The organism is Arthrobacter sp. R4 (assembly GCF_051365025.1).
In the GTDB taxonomy this organism is placed as follows: domain Bacteria; phylum Actinomycetota; class Actinomycetes; order Actinomycetales; family Micrococcaceae; genus Arthrobacter.
Map to the genome: position 1 here is coordinate 1 of NZ_JBLWIJ010000061.1, position 1,405 is coordinate 1,405.

1 protein-coding gene is annotated in these 1,405 nt (G+C 62.2%); it reads left to right on the forward strand.

Annotation, left to right across the window (positions count from 1 at the left end; translation table 11 throughout):
* Nucleotides 1-316 precede the first annotated feature (316 nt).
* The gene (locus ACLKOZ_RS22425; RefSeq protein ID WP_436478474.1) at nt 317-1,375 is read left to right on the forward strand and encodes an IS110 family transposase; all 1,059 of its coding nucleotides are present in this window, start codon (nt 317-319) and stop codon (nt 1,373-1,375) included.
* The last annotated feature ends 30 nt before the right edge of the window (nt 1,376-1,405 follow it).

Genomic DNA, 1,405 nt, shown 5'->3' on the forward strand with positions numbered 1-1,405 from the left:
ACTACAATCACTGTGAGTCTTGGTCATGGCTGGTCCGGGACCGGCTGGCAGGATGGCTACTGGCCGCCCCGCCCCGGAAATGTGACTCATACAATCATTGACATTGAGTGTCTTGCTGTGGACTTGTCCATCTTTGGGGTGGGTGGCCGGTACCATTCCGGCCCACCTCGGTAGCTTGATCAGAAGATTGTCCACCCCATGATGGGGCGTGACCCATCACAGTGCTGTTCCGACGTGACTCCTACCCGGACTGGTACCGGCCGTTGACGGCCGTTGACCCATGTCCTTCGTTCTTCGGAAAGGTGCCGTGACCGCCATGTCCATCGTCGCTCATGCCCACCCGTTTGTCGTGGGTGTCGACACACACGCCCGCAACCATGTCTACGCAATTCTCGCAGCCAGCACCGGCGCCCTACTTGAATCCCGGTCGTTTCCCACTACTGCGGCCGGAATCAACCGGGCCATCAGCTGGGTAGCCCGCCGCACCGGCGCGGATGCCGACACCCTCTGGGTCATCGAAGGCGCCGCGACTTACGGGGCGATCCTCGCCGGCACAGTGGCCTCCCATGGTTATCCGGTCGCCGAGGCACCACGCATGGACGCCAAAAAACGCCGCGGCGTGGGGAAAACCGATGCCCTGGACGCCCAACAGATCGCGGCCGCAACGCTGCCGCTGCCCGTGGAGGAGCTGCGCCGTCCCCGGCTCAATGACGGGATCCGCCAAGCGGTGCGGATCTTGACCACCGCCCGCGGGGCCATGAGCGCTGACCGCACACGATCGGTCAACGCGCTCAACGCCCTGGTACGCAGCAACAACCTGGGAGTCGATGCCCGCAAGTCCCTTACCCCCTCCCAAATCTCCGACATCTCTCGCTGGCGGCCCCGCGAGGAAGAACTGTCCCTGTCCGTCGCCCGGAACGAGGCCATTCGCTTGGCCAAACATATCCTCGAACTGGACGAGCAGCTCATGAACAATGAGAAGCAGCTGGACGAGCTGGTCAGGGTTAGCGAGGCCGCACCCTTGCTGGAAGAGAAAGGGTTCAGGGCGATCAGCGCCGCGAAGTGTCTCACAGCATGGTCACACCAAGGCCGGGTTCGTAACGAAGCGGCTTTCGCCTCACTGGCTGGCGTAAACCCCATCCCAGCCTCTTCCGGGAACACCATTAGACATCGGCTGAACCGGGGCGGCGACAGGGCACTGAACAGCGCCCTGCACATGGTCGCGGTAACGCGGATGACTCACGATGCAGAAACCCGTCGATACGTCGAAAAACGACGCGCCGAAGGCCGCACCGACAAGGAAATACGCCGCTGCATCAAACGCTACGTGGCCCGCCGCATCTACCGGACGCTTAATGCCTCATCGAACCAATGAATGCGGCTTGACAGACATAGAAGAGTCCAC

Coding starts and splice junctions, on each gene's coding strand:
- ACLKOZ_RS22425 (WP_436478474.1), top strand. CDS start 317: ATGTCCATCGTCGCTCATGCCCACCCGTTTGTCGTGGGTGTCGACACA.